The organism is Lysinibacillus sp. RS10, from assembly GCF_041956855.1.
GTDB lineage: Bacteria > Bacillota > Bacilli > Bacillales_A > Planococcaceae > Lysinibacillus > Lysinibacillus xylanilyticus_A.
In genome coordinates this window covers 1,000,867-1,019,520 of record NZ_CP167122.1, presented here as the reverse complement: position 1 = coordinate 1,019,520, position 18,654 = coordinate 1,000,867, and the positions used below count along the sequence as shown (strand labels likewise).

20 protein-coding genes are annotated in these 18,654 nt (G+C 38.8%); 6 read left to right on the top strand and 14 right to left on the bottom strand.

Annotated elements, in window-relative coordinates; all coding sequences use genetic code 11:
- Positions 1 to 347: 347 nt before the first annotated feature.
- The gene (locus ACB089_RS05355) at positions 348 to 1,304 is read left to right on the top strand and encodes an alpha/beta hydrolase (protein WP_374965567.1); all 957 of its coding nucleotides are present in this window, start codon (positions 348 to 350) and stop codon (positions 1,302 to 1,304) included.
- Between the two features lie 181 nt (positions 1,305 to 1,485).
- Here ACB089_RS05355 and ACB089_RS05350 read toward each other — a convergent pair whose 3' ends face one another.
- The 3 genes from ACB089_RS05350 to ACB089_RS05340 all read right to left on the bottom strand — a co-directional run bounded on the left by ACB089_RS05350 (position 1,486) and on the right by ACB089_RS05340 (position 3,614).
- Positions 1,486 to 2,262: an alpha/beta hydrolase family protein gene (locus ACB089_RS05350; RefSeq protein ID WP_374965566.1), complete on the bottom strand. Its 777-nt coding sequence runs from the start codon at positions 2,260 to 2,262 to the stop codon at positions 1,486 to 1,488.
- On the bottom strand, positions 2,246 to 2,713 hold the full coding sequence (locus ACB089_RS05345; RefSeq protein ID WP_374965565.1) for an NUDIX domain-containing protein: 468 nt from the start codon (positions 2,711 to 2,713) through the stop codon (positions 2,246 to 2,248). The genes ACB089_RS05350 and ACB089_RS05345 overlap by 17 nt, the downstream gene beginning before the upstream one ends.
- A gap of 583 nt (positions 2,714 to 3,296) precedes the next feature.
- Complete coding sequence (locus ACB089_RS05340; protein ID WP_068986876.1) at positions 3,297 to 3,614, bottom strand: transposase; 318 nt, start codon at positions 3,612 to 3,614, stop codon at positions 3,297 to 3,299.
- A gap of 138 nt (positions 3,615 to 3,752) precedes the next feature.
- On the opposite strand from ACB089_RS05340, the gene ytzI reads away from it, so the two are divergent.
- The 4 genes from ytzI to ACB089_RS05320 all read left to right on the top strand — a co-directional run bounded on the left by ytzI (position 3,753) and on the right by ACB089_RS05320 (position 5,483).
- Positions 3,753 to 3,899 carry a YtzI protein gene (gene ytzI / locus ACB089_RS05335; RefSeq protein WP_139114503.1) on the top strand — a complete coding sequence of 49 codons (147 nt, stop codon included), beginning with the start codon at positions 3,753 to 3,755 and terminating at the stop codon, positions 3,897 to 3,899.
- 70 nt (positions 3,900 to 3,969) lie between these two features.
- A complete protein-coding gene (locus tag ACB089_RS05330) occupies positions 3,970 to 4,131 on the top strand; it encodes a hypothetical protein (protein WP_368638183.1) in 162 nt (53 codons plus the stop codon).
- On the top strand, positions 4,128 to 4,361 hold the full coding sequence (yidD, locus tag ACB089_RS05325; RefSeq protein WP_083227137.1) for a membrane protein insertion efficiency factor YidD: 234 nt from the start codon (positions 4,128 to 4,130) through the stop codon (positions 4,359 to 4,361). The genes ACB089_RS05330 and yidD overlap by 4 nt, the downstream gene beginning before the upstream one ends.
- 108 nt (positions 4,362 to 4,469) lie before the next feature.
- Complete coding sequence (locus tag ACB089_RS05320) at positions 4,470 to 5,483, top strand: metal ABC transporter solute-binding protein, Zn/Mn family (protein WP_374965564.1); 1,014 nt, start codon at positions 4,470 to 4,472, stop codon at positions 5,481 to 5,483.
- A 4-nt stretch (positions 5,484 to 5,487) separates the two neighbouring features.
- On the opposite strand, the gene ACB089_RS05315 is transcribed toward ACB089_RS05320, so the two are convergent.
- The 7 genes from ACB089_RS05315 to ACB089_RS05285 all read right to left on the bottom strand — a co-directional run bounded on the left by ACB089_RS05315 (position 5,488) and on the right by ACB089_RS05285 (position 14,421).
- A complete protein-coding gene (locus ACB089_RS05315; RefSeq protein ID WP_374965563.1) occupies positions 5,488 to 6,648 on the bottom strand; it encodes a transglutaminase domain-containing protein in 1,161 nt (386 codons plus the stop codon).
- Positions 6,649 to 7,268: 620 nt separating this feature from the next.
- Positions 7,269 to 7,721 (bottom strand): hypothetical protein, encoded by a 453-nt coding sequence (locus ACB089_RS05310; RefSeq protein ID WP_374965562.1) that lies wholly within the window; start codon positions 7,719 to 7,721, stop codon positions 7,269 to 7,271.
- Between the two features lie 33 nt (positions 7,722 to 7,754).
- The gene (locus ACB089_RS05305) at positions 7,755 to 9,179 is read right to left on the bottom strand and encodes an o-succinylbenzoate--CoA ligase (protein ID WP_374965561.1); all 1,425 of its coding nucleotides are present in this window, start codon (positions 9,177 to 9,179) and stop codon (positions 7,755 to 7,757) included.
- 340 nt (positions 9,180 to 9,519) lie between these two features.
- On the bottom strand, positions 9,520 to 10,338 hold the full coding sequence (gene menB / locus ACB089_RS05300) for a 1,4-dihydroxy-2-naphthoyl-CoA synthase (RefSeq protein ID WP_068986881.1): 819 nt from the start codon (positions 10,336 to 10,338) through the stop codon (positions 9,520 to 9,522).
- A 159-nt stretch (positions 10,339 to 10,497) separates the two neighbouring features.
- Positions 10,498 to 11,331, bottom strand: a complete 834-nt coding sequence (gene menH, locus ACB089_RS05295; RefSeq protein ID WP_374965560.1) for a 2-succinyl-6-hydroxy-2,4-cyclohexadiene-1-carboxylate synthase — start codon at positions 11,329 to 11,331, stop codon at positions 10,498 to 10,500.
- Entirely contained in the window at positions 11,319 to 13,043 is a 1,725-nt protein-coding gene (gene menD / locus ACB089_RS05290) for a 2-succinyl-5-enolpyruvyl-6-hydroxy-3-cyclohexene-1-carboxylic-acid synthase (RefSeq protein ID WP_374965559.1), read from the bottom strand. Before menD ends, menH begins: the two co-directional genes overlap by 13 nt.
- A complete protein-coding gene (locus ACB089_RS05285; RefSeq protein WP_374965558.1) occupies positions 13,036 to 14,421 on the bottom strand; it encodes an isochorismate synthase MenF in 1,386 nt (461 codons plus the stop codon). Before ACB089_RS05285 ends, menD begins: the two co-directional genes overlap by 8 nt.
- A 325-nt stretch (positions 14,422 to 14,746) precedes the next feature.
- Here ACB089_RS05285 and ACB089_RS05280 point away from each other — a divergent pair, with 325 nt between their 5' ends.
- Positions 14,747 to 15,667, top strand: a complete 921-nt coding sequence (locus tag ACB089_RS05280; protein WP_374965557.1) for a 1,4-dihydroxy-2-naphthoate polyprenyltransferase — start codon at positions 14,747 to 14,749, stop codon at positions 15,665 to 15,667.
- A gap of 27 nt (positions 15,668 to 15,694) precedes the next feature.
- On the opposite strand, the gene ACB089_RS05275 is transcribed toward ACB089_RS05280, so the two are convergent.
- From ACB089_RS05275 to ACB089_RS05260, 4 genes are all read right to left on the bottom strand, one after another.
- Positions 15,695 to 16,621, bottom strand: a complete 927-nt coding sequence (locus ACB089_RS05275; RefSeq protein WP_374965556.1) for a dipeptidase — start codon at positions 16,619 to 16,621, stop codon at positions 15,695 to 15,697.
- A 48-nt stretch (positions 16,622 to 16,669) separates the two neighbouring features.
- Entirely contained in the window at positions 16,670 to 17,119 is a 450-nt protein-coding gene (locus tag ACB089_RS05270; protein WP_374965555.1) for a TraR/DksA C4-type zinc finger protein, read from the bottom strand.
- A gap of 91 nt (positions 17,120 to 17,210) precedes the next feature.
- Positions 17,211 to 17,972, bottom strand: coding sequence for a MerR family transcriptional regulator (locus ACB089_RS05265; RefSeq protein ID WP_374965554.1), 762 nt, complete (start codon positions 17,970 to 17,972; stop codon positions 17,211 to 17,213).
- Positions 17,973 to 18,067: 95 nt separating this feature from the next.
- On the bottom strand, positions 18,068 to 18,331 hold the full coding sequence (locus ACB089_RS05260) for a hypothetical protein (RefSeq protein WP_374965553.1): 264 nt from the start codon (positions 18,329 to 18,331) through the stop codon (positions 18,068 to 18,070).
- Positions 18,332 to 18,654: the final 323 nt, after the last annotated feature.

Sequence of the window (18,654 nt, the reverse complement as noted above, 5' to 3'; positions counted from 1 at the left end):
TCGCACAGAAAAGAGAGTAGTAATTTGCCAGAAAATACATGCTAAATGAAGTGGTTGATTGGAGTGGAGACTGAGCGACTCCTTGGGGATCAGCGTCACAGATGAGACCCTGGAGCGAGCAGCGCGAGTGAAGCGGCTCATCGGACGCCCCCAGGAAAGCGCTCAGTCGGAACGGAAATCAACCCCCTCGTTTTGCCGAAAGAGCCAATGACATAATAGTATTTCAACAACATGCAAAGGAAACGAATAGAGTCGTTCCTTTTTTAATCCCCCCATTTTAGAGAATTCTACTTTTCATATTGTTAACTTTGTGTATAATTCATAATAGTAGTTTTAGGGGGATACATATGAAAAAAAAGTACAAAGTGATTATTACCATTGTCAGTCTTCTATTAGTATTGTTTGTTGGGGCTGGATTTTTTGCAGGGAATTATTTTTATAACTTCGCCTTAAATCCTAATACTGATAAATCAGAAGTGTTTAATGCTCCGCACAATTCTATTGCTGTTAGTCCTAAGGATGCTAAAGAAAAAGAAGAGAGTGAGAAGTGGTTTAAAGAGAATTATGAGGATTCTTATATACAGTCTTTCGATGATTTGAAATTACATGCCTATACGCTTAAAAATACAAACGAAACAAATAAATGGGCAATTATTTTCCATGGATATTCATCTGATGGCTCACAAATGACAAAGTACGCTAAGCATTTTTATGATACAGGCTACAACGTTCTCGTACCTGATGCAAGGGCTCATGGAAAAAGTGACGGTGACTATATTGGTATGGGCTGGCATGATCGACTTGATGTAGTCTCTTGGATTAATAATATTATCAGTTCTGATAAAAACGCTGAAATTGTTTTGTATGGTGTTTCCATGGGTGGTGCTACAGTGATGATGGCCTCAGGAGAAGATCTACCTGACAATGTTAAGGCTATTATTGAGGATTGTGGTTATTCCTCAGTTTGGGATGAATTCTCCTATCAATTGAAAGCACTCTTTAATTTACCTGAATTTCCTATTATGCATTTTTCTTCAATTGTTACGAAGTTAAGAGCTGACTTTACGCTTGGTGAAGCTGATACCGTCAAGCAAGTAGCAAAATCGAAAACACCTATGCTATTTATTCATGGAAGTAATGATACATTTGTTCCCTCTGATATGCTAAATGAAGTATATGAGGCTGCCAATGTACCGAAGGAGAAATTTATAGTTGAAGGTGCTGGACATGGTAATGCTGAAAGTGTTGCTGGAGATACTTATTGGGAAACTATTAATAACTTTTTAGCAAAATATATACAGTAAATATCCTTAATTTTTGCTACCGCTCAGGTGTCTACCCAAAGCACCTGAGCGGTTCTTTGTCCTACCCGAGCAGTTTTCCCACTGACCCGAGCAATTCTGAGGTCTACCCCGAGTTAAAATCTTTTTGATTCCAAAGAGTTTCTACATTAGAATCGTTGAATGGAAAGACAGCTTGAATACCTTACTGTCGTTTCATCCATTCGCAAAGTGCATGTACTGTTGCTCGATTTTTCGCTGGTGGATACTGATGAGCGTAGCGGCTATCATACCATGTCTCATATGTTTTATCAGCATCCTTTAAATAAAACTCTAACTGTCTTGCATGTTCAATATCTACATTTTCATCACGGTAGCCATGAATGATAAGTACAGGAGCTGTAATGTGCTCTACCTCAAATAGTGGTGTTCGAGCATCATAAGCCTCTGGTACACGATTAGGCGTCCCTCCAATAACCCGCTTCATCATACGGCGCATATCTGTTCGCTCCCAATATGTAGCTGTTGCATCAGATACTCCTGCCCATGTCACAACAGAAGTGATATCTCTACGTAATATGGCTGTCCACAGTGCCATAATGCCACCACGCGAAAAGCCAAAGATATGGATATTATCATTACAAAACTGTTTTAGCACGTCTACTGCGTATACAGCGTCATAACGATCCCCTCCAGCAAACTCATCTCGACCTTCTCCACCTCGATTGCCACGGTAATATGGGGCGAAAACGATAAAGCCTTGTGCTGCAAACTGTGCGACACGCGAAGGTCTCACCATACCAATGCTTTGCATACCTCCACGTAAATATAAAAAGCCATCATATGTACCTTCTGCCTTAGGCTCTGCCAATAATCCCTTCACACGTAACCCATGTGACATATAAGTAATTTCGGTTAAACGAATAGCTGGATTCGGCGAAGGATAGGCACGCTTTTTTACGATATCACCATTGTTTGTCACGATGTTTCAACTCCTCCAGCATTTTCTTCATACCCTCATCCTTCATATGAAAACTCAAGTTAGGATGCTGAGCAAATTCTTCATCTGTTAACCAAAGCATGCCTGACGTTTCTAAATCAAATTCTATGTCCTCTTGCCCTGCAAATTGTGCGGTAAAGACCGTTTTACAAAATAAGATGTCCTCATGAACTGCGTATTCTGCAAACCAATTAAGATTTTTCACATGAACACCAGTTTCCTCAAACACTTCCCTAACTGCTGCCTGCTCCAATGTTTCTCCAGGTTCTTGCTTTCCACCCGGAACCTCTACACCACGGCGTTTATGAATCGTACATAACCACTTATTTTTATGTTTTAAAAAAACGAGTACATGCTTAGGCTCAACCTCAAGTTGACCCCTTGTAAAGCTTAAATCCACTCGTAAACCATTTAAATCTGTAAATGAGAACATGCTCTTCAACTCCTTTTTATATTGCAAAAGCATTATTTCATACAATAGTTGAATCTATTACTAAGAAATAATAGCATTCTTCAGCACATAGTTGAAAATCTATGTCAGTATCGGCCTCAAAAGAATTTACCTCCTATAATTCACTACTCTAATAAAGCGGATAGAGTAGTATTTAAAAACTCAGCAGTTTGACAGGCCAGAGGAAAGTTTCTGCAATGTTCCAAATTCCATGTACTCACGCTCCTTCAACAGTCCTTAGAGATCCATTTATTTTTACTATAGACTATAGCGTAAATAAAGTGGTATTAGGAGTATTTTTTGCTAAAGTCTTATTTGCCTAGTTAATATTTTATTTATGCTTTTCATTTTAAAGAAATCCACAATTTTTACAGATCGTGTAGCACCATTTCCTCACTCTTTAACACTAGTATTGGAAAATAACATTCAAAAGAAATAGACTCTCGGTATATAGAACTCTTTCTATTTAATAATAGACATTGCAATCATCATAGTTTTCAATTTTAGCGTGCATTAAAAGCTTATACAAATTAGGGTCGCTGAAGTTTTTCAGTGACCCCTCATCTTAAACACGTTTATTGAAATAAGGAAGTTGTTCCACAAATGCTTTCGTATCATCATCCCCATACTCATGGACGAGTGCATAGATTTTTTTTAATCGCAAATCAATTTCATCATTTTCCCTATCTAGGTGATACTGTATATACGGTAACTGTGCACGCCATGCATTTGAAATTTCTAACAGCTGCATTTGCTGAAAAATCTTTTCAAAGACATCTAACGCTTGGCGATCTATATTGAGTTCAAAGTTCCACGGTCCTGCATATGGATTTGTATAATACGTTCTATTGGCAAGTGAAAAATATACACGATGACGCTCCATCTCTACAAAACACTCCTTTTTCCATAGTATGGAGGTAAAAGTGCCGTTTTATTCGCTGGAATGTCAAACTTCCTTCACAACTAAGTAAGATTATCTAATTTATAATAGATATGATGATTAAGGAACGGAGGGAATGCCATGAGTTTAATCACGCTTTTAATTGTAGCAGCGATTATCGTTATTTTAATAACAGTCGCGACTATTATTAGTGTCAATCGCGCATATGCCTTTAAACATACAGTTGATGAAAAACCTAAGCAAAGCTTTCATCCAGATGAAGACTAGTTCAATTTGTACATTTTTTAAAGGAATTCTTTTATAATATTATTAACAAATAGAATTTGGAGTGAACACAATGGGCGTACCATTACCAATAATAATTATGATTGCAATGATGATGCTTATGTTTGGCGTTTCTGTCATTGTCCTTTTGAAGAAAAAAAGCAATTTCTTTACACAGACGATCGATGCTAAGCCTGAACAGGTCAATCCTCAACAAAAGGATAAACAAATATGAAATATCCCTTTATATGGCTCATTAAGTTTTACAGAAAATTCATTTCACCTATGACGCCACCATCCTGCCGCTTCTACCCTACATGCTCCTCTTACGGACTAGAAGCTTTTCAAAAACACGGTGCCATTAAAGGATTCTATTTAACGATTAAGCGCATATCAAAATGCCAACCATTTCATCCTGGCGGCTTTGATCCTGTGCCTGAAAAATGGCCTTCGAAAAAGAATTAATTTTCGAGGGTCATTTTTTCTTGTACTTTTTTCAGATGTACGTTATTATAGAAACTGTTCTAATAATCAAATCGTAACGATTACTATTTGAAAGAGGTATTCTATAAAATGAAAAAATTATTTTTGTTAAGTTTAGTTGCAGTTCTTGCCTTATTCACTGCTGCCTGTGGAGATAAAACATCAACATCTAAACAGTCAGAGAAAAAGGATAAATTAACAATTTACACAACTGTATATCCGTTAAGTTATTTTGCACAACGAATTGGTGGCGATTTTGTAGAGGTTTCTTCCATTTACCCTGCTGGCGCCAATGAACACACATTTGAGCCAACACAAAAAGATATGATGAAACTAGCAGACGCTGATATATTTTTCTATATTGGTTTAGGACTAGAGGGCTTTGTTGAAAATGCAAAAAAAACTCTAGCTAATGAAGATGTAACAATGGTTGCAACAGCGGATCAGGTTTCAGATGAAAAATTAGCTGTAAGCACTGGACATATACACGATGATGAAGATGACCATGCTACAACTACAGAAGAGCATAGCCATGGTGAAGACGAACACGGACATGACGATCATGATCATGGAAATATAGATCCACATGTTTGGTTATCACCTATTATTAGTCAAGACTTAGCACTTTCCATTAAAAACACGCTAGTTGAAAAAATGCCGGAACAAGAAGCTACATTTACAGCTAACTACGAAGCATTAGTAAAAGAACTTCAAGATTTAGACAATGAATTTAAAGCTATGGCTGATAAGGCACAAGAGAAGACGTTCTTCGTATCACATGCAGCATTTGGCTATATCGCAGGCCAATATGGCTTAAAGCAAATACCAATAGCAGGTTTAAACTCACAAAATGAACCTTCTCAAAAGGAACTAACTAAGATTGTTGATAAGGCAAATGATTTGCATATTCACTACATTTTATTCGAACAAAATGTTTCTTCTAAGTTAGCCGAGGTCATCCAAAAAGAAGTTGGGGCAGAGTCGCTTGTCTTGCATAATTTAAGCGTTTTAACAACGGATGATGAAAAAAATAATGAAACATACTTCACGCTAATGAAGAAAAATATTCAAACTTTAGATACTGCATTAAACTCCCACAAATAAATGACTAAGGAGGTGCCCCGACAATCGTTTGGGACACCTCCTTTATTATGACGTATTTTTCTTGTGGCATTCGTTTTTCCGTTCTATAAATACTTATTAGCCTCTTTTTCATTTTTACCAAATCATGTTTCTTTTGCTCAGCCTTTATTTGTACTACTTTACTTTCTAAAATGATCGGTTCCCATTTATTTAGATGTAACTGAACAGATTTATCGCTTTGATTTCCTTTTATAAGCTGTGTAGGCTGTTCTATTAATTGTTTTACAATTAGTTTATTTTTACTTAAATTGGACAGTCCTTCATCAAAAGTAAAATAACTATCCAATATTGGTTTTGTAAGAACTTCAACCTTACTAGTTCTATGAAAATCTATATAGGCTTCGCTTGTTGCAGCGGGGAAGCTTGCATAGTCCCAAGAGTGATCCTGTGCTAATTGGCGATCCGAAACTAAAAAATAATTATAACGCACTTCACCTTTACGATCTGGCAAAGGATCATCCCATGTAACATCGATATGATACCATTCATTATCAAGCTTTACTAAAACCCAGGCATGTAGCTGTTCACCTACTTTTCCTGGAACATATTGTACCTCAAAGTCTAGCATCTCTAACATCCGATAAAGCACTAAAGCATATGCCTGACAGACTCCCTTGTTTTCCGTAAGCAATGTGTAGGGAGAATATTGACTTCCTTCGGTTTCCTTTGAATATTCAGCGGATAGGACAATAAAATCATGTGCAGCCTGTAGTTTCTGCAGATCACTTAATCCATGCATAGGTGCAATAATATTCGCCAAACTCTGTTCTACAAATGCCTCCTCTGCTTGTGAAATATGATAAGTAAATTGAAATTTAATGACAATATTATTGGCATATCCATCATATTTCCATTTAAAACTAGAAATATTGGCGTAAATATATGGATCTTGAATAGCATGTTTAATAAGCTCTGATAGTTCATCTTTTATTTCCGACGTATCACCAGTGTAATGAATGTCAAATTCAGTAGACAATTGCATAACTTGTTTTTCAATTAGATTTTGTAGTGTTTCTATTGAATTTGCTGTTGCAATCTTCTTTTGTTCATAGTTTGCGAATACATGCACATGACTCATTTGTAAAACAAATAATATAATGACAACATTATATATATATTTTCTCATATGAGTCATTCTCCTTTACTAACTAGTTTATGCCTTCCATTTTTTATTATGTTAATGAATGATTAATTTAATTCTAAAAGTTTGCTAAAAATGACATCCGCTGAAAGAAGTTAAAACGAATAAAAGAAGCCCTCTTATAAATGAAGGCTTCTTCCATAGGGTTGAAAAAAACATTGAAATTAAGGTGGCATATTAAATAAAAATATGCCCTTTAGCAAAACGTGGAGTAGATTTCCGTTCCGACTTGGGCGCTTTCCTGGGGGCGTCCGATGAGCCGCTTCACTCGCGTTGCTCGCTCCAGGGTCTCGGGCCAACAGATGTTTTTTGCGCGAAAGCGTAGTGCTAACGTAGCGGCAGCAGAGGGTTTTGTTTGTGCGAAAGCGCAGCGACAGCAACAGCACCGATGTTGGTCACGAAGGCGTTATCACAGGACGTGATGCTCTTAGCCTTCGTTCCCCTATCGCTGATCCTCAAGGAGTCGCCCAGCCTCCACTCCAATCAACCAATTCACATAGTTGTATCTTTTGAAATGTTATGTCGCTCTTATTAATAGCGCCCCCTTTGTTTTTCAAAACACAAAAAGAGCATCGATTACGATGCTCTTCTATTATGAAAATTTATCAATTTCTTTTTGTCTCAGTAATTTGGGGCTCATCATATGAAATAATATCGATTATATGGTTCAAACAAGGAATTTGGTAGTGAACGAACTGCTTTTCAGGAAATATATCTTCAGCAATTGTTCCTGCTTTAATAAAATCCAAATACCTAGATATAGTGTAAATTCTAAAAAAATTGCCATCTGAAATTTCGTAATCATCCATTACAGTAAAAGATTCATCAATAACGGAGTAAGCAACGTACGTGTCAAAATCCAATTGCAAAATTGGTAGATTGTCATCAACATCAATAGGAGATGCTACTATCTCAACCTCATCTGTAACTTTCACGGTTTCCTTGGTTTGGTTCACTTTACACCTATCAATAAGTACCCTCAGTGAATTTTCTTCTGGTTCAAACAATTTATTTAAATATATATACCCTTTAAATTTCATCAAATCTTGAAAATTCATTGCTTTCCCCCATTATGAAGAATCCTATTTGTATTACTTCATTAATTTTCTACGAAGTAACTTATTAGCACCGTTACGAGGAAGCTTGTCCGTAATAATAATTTCTTTTGGCATTTTATATTTAGCAAGCTTCTGTTGACAAAATGCCTGTATTTGTTCGACCGGTACTTGTTCTTTTAATACAACAAAGGCAATTGGTACTTGTCCCCACTCATCATCTTCGATACCACATACTCCCGCTTCCTGAACAGCAGGATGTGTAAGTAACACATTTTCAATTTCTGCAGGGTAAATATTTTCGCCACCTGAAATAATTAAATCAGCACGACGATCCATGACAAATAAATAACCTTCTTCATCTAAATAACCAATATCCCCAGTATGCAGCCAGCCATCGATCGTTGCATTTTTTTCGGCAAAACGGCCAATATATCCTGGCGTTACATGTGGACCACGTATACAAATCTCTCCCTCACCATTGGCATTCGGCTCAGCAATGCGAATTTGGTTAAAAAACAATGGTTTTCCCGCTGAACCTATTTTTTGCATCGCATCTTCATTTGCTAATGTTGCAGTTTGTGATGAAGTTTCAGTCATACCATACGTTTGAGCCACAGCTAAATTTAATGCATGAGCTCGTTTTAAATAATCTACTGGCACAGGTCCTCCGCCTGCTAGCATCATTTTAAATTTCGGTGAGGCTTGTGCATTTTTCTCTTCAAGTGTATGTAGAATCCTTTCCAATGTAACAGCGACTACTGACATATGTGTAACATCGCCTTCCATTATATTTTGGGAAATGGCTTCTACATCAAAATGATTATATAAATTCACTTTATTCCCGTATAATAGAGAGCGCACTAATATAGAAAAACCACTAATATGAAAAAGTGGCACTGCACATAACCAAGCGTCATCAGCCTGCAAGCCTAAATTAAGAACAGAGGATGTTGCACTTGCCTGATGATTTCCAACTGTTTGACGAACGCCCTTTGGAAAACCAGTCGTACCAGATGTATACATAATTGATGTCGTTTGCTGTAAAGGCCATTCTTTTGCAACATCTATCGTCGTCTCTGAACTCTCTTCAATAGTTGAAAATAAGTGATGCGTAGTTTGAGACGGTAGTTTTTCTACATCCTCATCTGCAATTACTACTGTCACTGCTTCTGAATCCTCTAATTGATAGGCAATTTCAGCCTGTGATAACCTCCGATTTAGCATGACCATTTCACATTGTAAATGCATACATGCATACATCATGATGACAAGTGCAGGCTTGCTCGGCCCCATTATAGCAATCCGGTCTCCTTGCTTAATTCCTAGTGTAGTTAGTTGGCGCGCACGCTTTAAAGACAAATCATTTAATTCTTGAAATGTCCAAGTTTGCCCATTATATGTTAAACCGTTTCGTAACGGTGTTAAATACGCTCGCTGTAAAATCCAATTTGGATACATCTCGTTTTCCCTCCGATCAACCTTAATCTTACCGCCTTATCGCATCATCCGTCTATTCGTTAGTTTGAGGAAATATGTCCAATGCTTTTATGAGGTAATCCATTGCTTTGACATGTCTATTTAGTGCTCTGACACGGTGTTCCGCTGCTAAAGCAGGCTGTTTCACCGCTAACATACCGGGGTCCGCCGCTAACATACCGCTTTCCGCCGCTAACGTACCGGGGTCCACCGCTAAACCGTAACTTCCCGTCGCTCTAGCAAATCTATCCGTCGCGCCCGTTTAGATATACAAAAAGCTCGTATCTCCAAAAAGATACGAGCTGTTCAACACTTCCAATAATCAAGGGAATCTTGGGAATTGACCGAAATCTGGTTGACGTTTTTCTTTAAATGCGTCACGACCTTCTTTAGCTTCATCTGTTGTGTAATAAAGAAGAGTAGCGTCGCCAGCCATTTGTTGAAGACCTGCTAAACCGTCTGTATCTGCATTCATCGCTGCTTTTAAGAAGCGTAGAGCAGTTGGAGACATTTCTAGCATTTCTTCACACCATTGTACAGTTTCATCTTCAAGTTGCTCGTAAGGAACAACTGTGTTAACTAATCCCATATCAAGTGCTTGCTGTGCATCATATTGACGGCAAAGGTACCAAATTTCACGCGCCTTTTTATGTCCAATGATACGAGCAAGATAGCCTGAGCCATAACCAGCATCGAATGAACCAACTTTTGGTCCAGTTTGTCCAAAACGTGCATTGTCAGCAGCAATTGTTAGGTCACAGACAACATGTAATACGTGTCCTCCACCGATTGCATAGCCAGCAACCATCGCTACTACTGGTTTTGGAATAACACGGATTAAACGTTGTAAATCAAGAACGTTTAGACGTGGGATTTCATCTTCACCAACGTAGCCGCCATGACCGCGTACTTTTTGGTCCCCACCTGAACAGAAGGCATGTTCACCTTCACCAGTTAAAATGATAACCCCAACATTTTTGTCATCACGTGCACGTGAAAAAGCATCGATCATTTCCATTACCGTTTTTGGTCGGAATGCGTTGCGCACTTCTGGACGGTTAATCGTAATTTTTGCGATACCGTTATAGAACTCATACTTAATATCTTCGTAAGTATGTAAAGTAGTCCATTGACGTGTCATTGAATTGCCTCCTAATAAATATATTCGTCTCGTTCGTAATCGAGGCGGTAACGTAAAATTTTATTACAATCAATTATGCCTCGGCATAATTGCGTCTGGAATCGGCTTTGTGCAATCACAAAGAATTCCTTTCCGATTCCATGACATCCGCCGGAGGCTTTAACTTCTTTCATTGGAGTTGAAAGAAGTTAAATACTCCTCTACTATTGTAGCAAACTCAGCGGGATTTTCCACATGAATTGCATGTCCAGCGTCATTTACTGTCTTATGCTTAACAATTTTTAATAACGCTTTCATTTCTAGTGCTATTTTACAAAATTTTTCATCTAATGAGCCTGTTATTAAAAGCACAGGAAATTCTAACTTAGTTAATGACAGCCAATTTGATGGCTGGACGCCTGTCCCAATACCTCGTAAGCTACCAGCCAGGCCTTCCTTCTTCTGAGAAAGTCTTTCTGCGCGAATAGCTTCTTGTATACTGCGAGGTAAACGTTTTTGTGATTCAAACATCGGAATATTCTCCCATGCGTTGACAAATGATAATAAACCGTTACGAACTATTTTTTCAGCTAAAGCGTTATCTTTCTCACAACGTTCAGAACGTTCCTCTAAAGTTCGTAAACCTGGAGAAGCACTTTCTAAAATTAGCTGATCCACACGTTCTGGGTAAGAGATTGCATACGATAATGCAATTCTTCCCCCCATTGAATAGCCTAACAACGTAAATTTCTTTAACTGTAGCTGACAACAAACTTCCTCTACATCTTGGATTTGTTCTTGCATAGAGAGGCGACTAATGAGCTGAGGTGTAGCCGTTCGACCATGTCCAATTAAATCAATTGCAATCACTCTTACATTCGGTAATGCTTCCGCTATAGTTCGCCATGTAGCCGTACTACCTGTAAAACCATGCAATGCAACGAGCGTTTGCTGTGCTTTTTCATTCCAGATTTCTACGTACGTTTCCAGCCCTCGAATCATTAATTTTGCCATGCTTTTAATCCCGCATTAATGCGATTCCATAGTGCCCGATGCGCATAAACATTTTCCTCTCTATCTGTGAAAATTTCGAATAAGCGCAATGGGCGTTTTTTTATTGTAGTAAACTTCTCTGATAGCTCTGAAATGTCGTCTACGCGGATATAGTCCATAGCGTACATATTGGCAATATCTCTGAACTCGAGTGCAGTTGGTGTGCCAAATAAATCTTCATAATGTGCCTCAACTGTAGATTGAGGTAAATAAGAGAAAATACCTCCGCCATCATTATTCATAACGATGATTGTCAGGTTGCATCCCTGGTATCTTGAAGCAATAAGACCGTTGACATCATGTAAAAATGCTAAATCGCCAATAAGCAAGTAGGTTTCACGGTTATTTCCTTGACTAAAGCCCATCGCAGTTGATACGACGCCATCGATACCATTCGTTCCACGATTTGCAACAATACGAATATCCTTCGATATCGCCATTAAAAACGTATCAAGATCACGCACTGGCATACTGCTACTAACAAAAATATCACTGCCATTCGGAATCATGTTCAGTAATCGACTTACCATTGCTCCTTCATCGATTGCAGCGTCAGAATAATGCTCAATATATTCCAAAGCTATATCATTAGCATCTTGCCATTCAGCCAAATATTCTGCCTCAAGTGCTGATTCAGAGATTTCTAATTGAGTGAGCCACTCACCAATGCTTGCGTGAATAAAATGAGTAGACACACTTGTAGAATCACGGAACATCGGATCTTCATCGACAATAATATAAGCATCAGGCTGAGATTTAGTAATAAACTGCATAATAAATTTAGAAACAGGCTGTGCGCCTAAACGTAGTACCGTATCAGGTTCAACTAATGCTTTAAAATCCTCACTCTTCATAATTGCATCATACGTTGTGATCATATATGGCAGACAATCCTCTGGAACAGATGCACGCATATTCGATAAACTCTCGACAATGACAGGCCATTTTAATTGGCGAACAAACTCCCACATAATTGTTAAATCTGTACCAAGTTCTAGCTCACCAATAATAACAAAGCCTCTTTTAGTTGCGCTTAAAATCTCTGATAGCTCCTGTTGAGTGGCCGTTGAAGGCATTAACTGAGCTATACGATTGTGCTTAAATGTTACTTCTGGGAGCTCATCTCGAAAATCAATCAACAAAGGTTCTCGGAACGGTACATTAATATGTACTGGTCCAAATGGTGCGCTCATTGCAATCGCTACTGCACGTGCAATATGGCGCTCGATAAACGGCAATGTTGGTGCTGCATCATCTGCCAACGGGAAATCTACGCTCCATTTGACATGCTTACCATATAAATTAGGCTGATCAATAGCTTGTGGTGCACCCACCTGTCGCAATTCATGTGGACGATCAGCTGTAATCACAATTAACGGTACACGAGCATAGTTTGCCTCAACAATGGCAGGAAAATAGTTTGCTGCAGCTGTTCCTGATGTACATAAAAGTACAACTGGTTTCGCTGTAGCCTTTGCAATTCCTAGCGCAAAAAAAGCTGCCGAACGCTCATCAACTTGACGATACAACTGGAGCTGTTTCGTTGAAGCAAATGCATAAGCTAGTGGTGTCGAACGTGAGCCTGGGCTAACAACAACATTTTCTACTCCAGCTTGCACTAATGATGCTACCATTTTATAAACATAATCCGTTAAAATTTTCCGTTCACTCATGTAATTGTCCTCCTAACGCACGAAGCATCGGACGGAATTTCACTAATGTTTCCTCATATTCAGATTGTGGCTCTGAATCTGCTACAATACCGCCACCAGCATATAAATAAGCTTTATCCTTAAGTAAAGCAGCCGAGCGAATGGCTACTGCAAATTCGCCGTTACCTTCAGCATCTACCCAACCGATTGGAGCAGCGTAAAGTCCACGATTCATAGGCTCGTATTTACGTATAGCTGCCATTGCCTCGTTTCTCGGTACACCACCTAAAGCAGGCGTAGGATGCAATGATTTTGTCAGTTGTAAAATCGTCGCGGCACTATTTAATTGACCTTCAACAGGTGTATATAAATGTTGTATATCTCTAATTTTTAGTAATCGAGGGCTACCTGGTATTGTCATCTCAACACAATTTTTACGGAATGTTTCCGCAATCATATCGACTACATATTGATGCTCTCCACCATTTTTCGGATCATTCAATAAGCTTTGTCCATAGTTTTCATCTTCTTCAGCCGTCTTACCACGTTTAATAGAGCCCGCAACACAAGATGAAAAGGCACGTCCATCTTCTACTTTCACAAGACGTTCAGGGGACGCACCAAAGAACAATAATTCTTGACGCTCTAAGCCAAACAAATAGCTCTCTGGCTGTTCATGTATGATTTGTGAAAGTACTTGCGGTGAAGATACTTGCTCATTAAATTGCAATGCGAGTGACCGGGCAATTACAACTTTATCTGCCTTTTTCTGTTTAATTAATGCTGTCACTTGGTCAATTGAAGCTAAATATGGCTCCTTATACGGCTCAAAATAACTTGTTATTTCAGGCTTTGAATACGTTTTCACTTCTTTTACCTGGGCAGCATGAATTAAATGATCCCGCTCTTTTCGTAGCGCTTCAAATCGGGCCTCTGCCTGCTGGTCTTTTGTAATAAGATGAAGGCTTACATACGCTTTGTCATCACGTATGACAAGCTGATAAGTTGCAAGCGCAAAATAAGCCTCTGGAAAGTCCGTCCATTCCCCAGCTACATTATTTTGTGGATCAAATGTAAAACCGCCAAATAAAATTGGCTGTAGCTCGCTTTGATCCTTTACACAGTTTTTCGTTAAGCTTTTCCATTCTGCTTCAACTGCATCAAAGCGATCATTTTTGGCGTTATTTTGAATCGTATGGGCATGTCCTAGCCCTACTAATGTCATTGTTTTTTCTCTATTTTGCCAATAAAATCGTTCACCTTTATAACGCTCCTCGCCCGCTGCATAAAATGCGAGCGCCGATAAGCGACTTACTTCAATTGTTTCCATATAAAAATGAAGGCTTTGGCCCAAAGAGTCCACTTCTACCTCTGTGGCTTGGTACCACTTCTGTTGCATGAAAATTACCTCCGTTGTTGCAATGTACATACTGAGCGATGCCACGGTTCAAATACATATTGACCGAGACTATGCTTAATGAAGTGAACGTTTATATTTTCACCACATCATATTTCTTTGTTAAAATAGCAGTCATTGTTTGTTTGACAGCCTATTCTTCGTACTGTTGCGATTATCCTAATTGTTGTTTCCAGTTCATAAATGCATGTTCTATTGTATCATTTTTTTTACGGAACTGTATGTAATAAGCTGTGAACCTACCCAATTTCTCATTCTTCGTATAAAATAAGAAGAGTCCACAACATTCGAAGGAGAGAAAGACCTTATGACCAAAGTCATTGAAGCTGATAGGGGTTTTAAAGTTTGGTGGCATTTAACACGACCACATACTTTAACCGCTTCATTCGTTCCAGTATTTTTAGGAACAGCAATTGCCCTAGCAATTGAAAAACAAACAATTGATTTTGGACTATTTTTTGCTATGCTCATTGCAAGTATGCTTATTCAAGCAGCAACAAATATGTTCAATGAATATTACGATTACAAACTAGGATTAGATAATGAACATTCTGTCGGTATCGGCGGAACCATTGTGCGTCACGGTGTCCAACCAAAAACAATTATGATTATTGCCTTAAGCTTTTATGCAATCGCTATGCTACTTGGCATATACATATGTGCCTCTACTTCTTGGTGGCTTGCTGCAGTCGGGCTAGTTTGTATGCTTATTGGTTTTTTATATACAGGAGGTCCATACCCTATAGCTTATTCACCATTTGGAGAACTTGTATCAGGTGCTGTTATGGGGATGGGGATCGTCTTAATCGCCTTCTATATTCAAACACTTACTGTTACACTTGATGCTATTTTACTCTCAATACCAAGTATGATTTTAGTTGGCGCTATCATGCTGTCCAATAATATACGTGATATCGTTGGCGATACAGAGGGTGGTCGGAAAACGCTTGCTATTTTAGTGGGTCGTGATAATGCCATTTCTGTGCTTTCTGGCTTTTTTGTTATTTCGTACTTATGGGTAATCGCTCTTGTAGCAATTGATGGAATTACTTTTTGGGCTTTACTCATTTTCTTAAGTGTTCCAAAGCCACTTCGTGCGATTCAAATTTTCCGCGATAAAAAAGAAGCCAAGGAAGTGATGCCTGCGATGAAATTTACAGCGCAAACAAATACATTCTTCGGCTTCCTCTTAGGAATAGGTTTACTAATTCAATATTTCTGTTATTAAGATACACCAGTAAAAAATGTAGCAGCCTTAACGGGTTGCTACTTTTTTTACATAGCGTCGAAAATTATTACTTGCTATACCACGAACCTCTTCGACTGAAAAATGCTCACGTAATGCCTCTAGTAAATTTTGCGCCTCTCCAGCGTGTGCCAATCCATTTACAGTAGCATCTATCCCGTCAAAGTCTGAACCTAGTCCAAGATTCTCTACTCCTACTAATTTCGCTAGATGCTTCACATGTGCAACTAAATCATCCAATGTAGCATCATCACTGATAAAAGTCGGGTAGTAAACGACATGAATATGCCCACCATGCTCTACGAGTGCTTTTGCCTGAGCATCCGTTAAATTTCTTGGATGATCACAAATTGCCCGTGCATTACTATGGCTCGCAATTATATGCTTCGCTAGTGGCAACACATCCCAAAAGCTCTGTTCATTTAAATGAGCAACATCAATAATAACATCTCGTTCATTTAGCAAGTTTACAACTTCTTTACCAAATGGCTTTAAGCCAAGACTCGCATCCTGTTCAGCACCGTGGGCCACAGCATTTTCTTCATTCCATGTAAGTCCAACAAGCTTCACACCCGCGTCTAATATAACGGAAAGCTTTGCTAAATCGTCAGCGATTGGGCCACAGCCTTCTAAGCTTAAGATGGCTCCAATTTCATGTGGAGCTAAAGTATCTAATTGTGACCAATTAGTAATATGCACCATTCCCTCAGTTTGTAATACATGTGTATGAAAAGCTTCGATTTGGCGCATTGCCTCTAAAAACTGCATACTTTGCGGGATGTTAGGATCAATAAAAATAGCAAATACTTGTGCCTTTACTTGCCCTAGATGTAATCTTCCTCGATTGGCATGCAACCGTAAATCATCCTCAAATTTTGCTGTTTCTAAAGTGGTTAATTTCAATAGTGCATCACAGTGTAAATCAATTATTTCCATATTCTCACCTCATACAGCTATTATACTGCTTGTGAGAGGAAATGCTTACTAACTTTTATCTTGAGGTGTATCAGAAGAGCCAAATTCCTCAAGCTCTATGAAATCATCCGATCTTGGTGTTGATGACAATACGTCTTCTTCCACCGGTCTTAAACCGTCTTCTCTTTGCTCTGCATGCTCAACACATGTCAATGCTTTCGGCATAGCTTCTAAGCGACCAATCGGAATCTCTTCACCACATACAGCGCATTTGCCATATGTACCGTCCTCCATTGCTTGTAGTGCGCGCTTTATTTCCTCAGCATTGTCACCACGGTGCTCATCAATTGCCATGTCCGTTAGCTGATCCGTTAAATCACTCGCATTGTCAGCCGGATGATTATCATAATTAGATAGCTCTGTCGCTTGTGGACGCTCTGTCTCCTCAAGTTGCTTTTCTATTTCCTGTAGTTCTTGCTCTAATTGCTGTTTTAATTTTTCCATTACTTGTGGGTTCAAAAAAATCTCCTCCTCATGCTTCATTTTTTCCTAAATTAATATTTCTAAAACATTAAAGCATGAGGAGGAATCACTTATTTTTTTCGTATAATTACGCCAAAGCGAAATTGATTATAGCATCATGTAAAAATGTTGTGGCTCCCGGAGAAACACGCTCGTCATAATAAGCTGTAAATCGTTCATCTGCTATATACATCTGCGCTATACCAGCATGTGCCTCTTTAGAGTATTGTGACCATGAAAAGCTTAGCCAACGCTTATGAAGCTCTGCTACCTCCATTGCCACATCATTTTTGGTATCGCCAATTTCCATCGCTTCTTTTAAACGATCAAATAATTGCTGTTCTAGCTGCTGCATTGCCTCATACTGCTCCTCTGTCATATTTCTGAACTTAGCATTCGATGCATCAACCGTTTTATTTCCATATTTTGAACGAATCTCTTGACCATATTGCTTTTCATTTTCTTCGATTAGCTTATCTTTAAAGCCATTAAATTTCTCTTCATTTGTCATTGGTTGCTCCTCCTCAATCGATTGAATTGTTTTTTCCACTGTTTGTAATATCTTTTCAAGTTGCTCCTTGCGCTGCAGTAAAGCAGTACGATGAGTCTTGAGTGCCTCTGTATGTTGAAAATCAGGTGCTTGAATAATTTCCTGAATTGTTGCTAGCTTCATATCTAATGCTCTATAAAATAAAATTTGCTGGAGCATATCAACCTCAAACTGTCCATAAAATCGGTAGCCTGCTTCATTGGTTCTTGCTGGCTTCAGTAATCCAATTTCATCGTAATAACGCAGGGTTCTTGTGCTAACCCCTGATAACTGAGCAAGCTCTTGGATTGTATATTCCACACTTTCTCACCTCCACTAATGCTACTGTAAACCTTTACGCAACGTTAAGGTCAACAAGAAATCTATAAAAAATCAGGTCTATTGAATAACCATTTTTATCCACCTTGATTAATTTGAAGGCTCTGATTTCCGCTACGGGCTACTCGCTTTGTTGCTGTCGCTTCGCTTTCGCACAGATAAAACATTTGTTGCTGTCGCTTCGCTTTCGCACAGATAAAACATTTGTCGCTGACGCTTCGCTTTCGCACAGATAAAACATTTGTCGCTGACGCTTCGCTTTCGCGCAGATAAAACATTTGTTGCTGTCGCTTCGCTTTCGCACAGATAAAACATTTGTTGCTGACGCTTCGCTTTCGCACAGAGCAAAGGTTCCTGCGGGCGAGCGCCGAGCCGCTTCCTCCGCTTAAGGAACGAAGGCTAAGTGCGTCACGTCCTGTGACAATGCCTTCGTGACCAACATCGTGTTGGCCTCAGGGTCTCGTCTGTCTCGCTTTCCCGCGGGAGTCGAGTAGCCCTACACTACAATCAGTTGAAAATGGGAATATATTAGCAAAATACCAACAAAAAAATCCTTTTATCGCTCAATAATAAACCTGTTTTTTCCTATCAACACGCCTGAAAAAAATGAAAAAAGCAAACTAGAAATTTTTTTATGCTAGTTTGCTATTCCGTCTTATCAATT

Bases quoted from the DNA above. Each gene is read 5' to 3' on its own strand.
- ACB089_RS05355 (WP_374965567.1), top strand. From the start codon at position 348: ATGAAAAAAAAGTACAAAGTGATTATTACCATTGTCAGTCTTCTATTA.
- ACB089_RS05345 (WP_374965565.1), bottom strand. From the start codon at position 2,713: ATGTTCTCATTTACAGATTTAAATGGTTTACGAGTGGATTTAAGCTTT.
- ACB089_RS05340 (WP_068986876.1), bottom strand. From the start codon at position 3,614: ATGGAGCGTCATCGTGTATATTTTTCACTTGCCAATAGAACGTATTAT.
- ytzI (WP_139114503.1), top strand. From the start codon at position 3,753: ATGAGTTTAATCACGCTTTTAATTGTAGCAGCGATTATCGTTATTTTA.
- ACB089_RS05330 (WP_368638183.1), top strand. From the start codon at position 3,970: ATGGGCGTACCATTACCAATAATAATTATGATTGCAATGATGATGCTT.
- yidD (WP_083227137.1), top strand. From the start codon at position 4,128: ATGAAATATCCCTTTATATGGCTCATTAAGTTTTACAGAAAATTCATT.
- ACB089_RS05320 (WP_374965564.1), top strand. From the start codon at position 4,470: ATGAAAAAATTATTTTTGTTAAGTTTAGTTGCAGTTCTTGCCTTATTC.
- ACB089_RS05315 (WP_374965563.1), bottom strand. From the start codon at position 6,648: ATGAGAAAATATATATATAATGTTGTCATTATATTATTTGTTTTACAA.
- ACB089_RS05310 (WP_374965562.1), bottom strand. From the start codon at position 7,721: ATGAATTTTCAAGATTTGATGAAATTTAAAGGGTATATATATTTAAAT.
- ACB089_RS05305 (WP_374965561.1), bottom strand. From the start codon at position 9,179: ATGTATCCAAATTGGATTTTACAGCGAGCGTATTTAACACCGTTACGA.
- menB (WP_068986881.1), bottom strand. From the start codon at position 10,338: ATGACACGTCAATGGACTACTTTACATACTTACGAAGATATTAAGTAT.
- menH (WP_374965560.1), bottom strand. From the start codon at position 11,331: ATGGCAAAATTAATGATTCGAGGGCTGGAAACGTACGTAGAAATCTGG.
- menD (WP_374965559.1), bottom strand. From the start codon at position 13,043: ATGAGTGAACGGAAAATTTTAACGGATTATGTTTATAAAATGGTAGCA.
- ACB089_RS05285 (WP_374965558.1), bottom strand. From the start codon at position 14,421: ATGCAACAGAAGTGGTACCAAGCCACAGAGGTAGAAGTGGACTCTTTG.
- ACB089_RS05280 (WP_374965557.1), top strand. From the start codon at position 14,747: ATGACCAAAGTCATTGAAGCTGATAGGGGTTTTAAAGTTTGGTGGCAT.
- ACB089_RS05275 (WP_374965556.1), bottom strand. From the start codon at position 16,621: ATGGAAATAATTGATTTACACTGTGATGCACTATTGAAATTAACCACT.